Here is a 1,154-nt window from a genome sequence, read left to right on the forward strand (position 1 = left end):
CGGCGACGGCCTGCCCGTAGACGAGCACCGCGCCGAACACCGCGCACAGCAAGGCCATCGCCCCCAGGCTCCATACGGTGGCCGACCCCCGGTCGGACCTCCACCGCCGCACCACGCCCGCACGCACCCGGTCCGGCACCACCGCACGACGCCCGCCGCCCCACCCCGGCCTCCGGGACACCGCCCGTCCCGCCGCGTGGATCCACCGGCCCGGCGACGCCCGCCCACGCTCCCGGGTCCCGGTGAGACATCGCCGACCACGCCCGTGACCGGGCGTTCCCTCGCCCTGCCGCCGAGAGGTCCGCCACCGGCCGCCCGGTCGGCCGTGCTCGGGCGTCCTCGTGTCCTCCCGTTCGCCGGGCGGCTCGTACCCGCGCTTCACCGGCCCTCCTCCCCCGTACGCACGGTGTCCTCGGCGAGCGCCACAGCCTGCTCGCGCAGTTCGATGGGCAGTCCGTTCAGGAGCGGGGGCCGGGCCACCACCGTGACCCGGACCCGGTCGCCCTCGCGTGCGACGGTCACCCGCGCTCCTCGCGGAGCCGTTTCCCGCGTCAGCCGTACCACCGCGTCGGGCGGGTCCTGCCGGGCGGCGGCCCGGGCACCCGCGCGGGCCGCGTCCACGCACTCGATCCGCGCCGCCACCATGAGCAGCCCCGAGACCAGCGCCATCGTGAACGCCACCAGCACGGACAGCGCCATGGCCGCCTCCACGGTCACGAAACCGCCGTCCCCGCCCCGCTCGCCTCCTTGCTCACATCCGGGCACTGAGGGCCTTCTTCACGATGGCCTGGAGCTCCGCCTGGACCTGGCCGCTGGTGACCACCTGGTAGAGCAGCACCGCGAACCCGACGGCCGCGATGATTCCCATGGCGTACTCGGACGTCACCATTCCGGTGTCCTGCCGGCACACCGAGCGCAACCTCGCCGCCGCTTTCCTGATCTTTCCGAACATCTCAACCTCCATAAGGTTTCCGGTCTGTAGTCGTTCTCGTCCGCTGTCGTCCGCCCCGCCCGCCTCGCCCTCACCCCCCTCCCGTCACCCCGCCCGCCAGACCGATCACGACGGGCACCACCCCGACCGCGACGAACGCGGGCAGGAAGCACAGCCCGACCGGCGCGGAGATCAGTACGGCCGCCCGCCGTGCGCGGGCCGT

At 74.4% G+C, this 1,154-nt stretch carries 2 protein-coding genes; both read right to left on the reverse strand.

The features are described 5' to 3' along the window. Positions 1–378 precede the first annotated feature (378 nt). Positions 379–717: a TadE family type IV pilus minor pilin gene (locus tag H5J33_RS36010; RefSeq protein WP_181798856.1), complete on the reverse strand. Its 339-nt coding sequence runs from the start codon at positions 715–717 to the stop codon at positions 379–381. A 34-nt stretch (positions 718–751) separates the two neighbouring features. After that, a complete protein-coding gene (locus tag H5J33_RS36015; protein ID WP_258565641.1) occupies positions 752–952 on the reverse strand; it encodes a DUF4244 domain-containing protein in 201 nt (66 codons plus the stop codon). Positions 953–1,154: the final 202 nt, after the last annotated feature.

Source organism: Streptomyces sp. WELS2, assembly GCF_013870595.1.
GTDB lineage: Bacteria > Actinomycetota > Actinomycetes > Streptomycetales > Streptomycetaceae > Streptomyces.

What these genes read in the sequence shown, in the direction of transcription:
- H5J33_RS36015 (WP_258565641.1), bottom strand. Translation starts at nt 952, where the DNA reads ATGTTCGGAAAGATCAGGAAAGCGGCGGCGAGGTTGCGCTCGGTGTGC.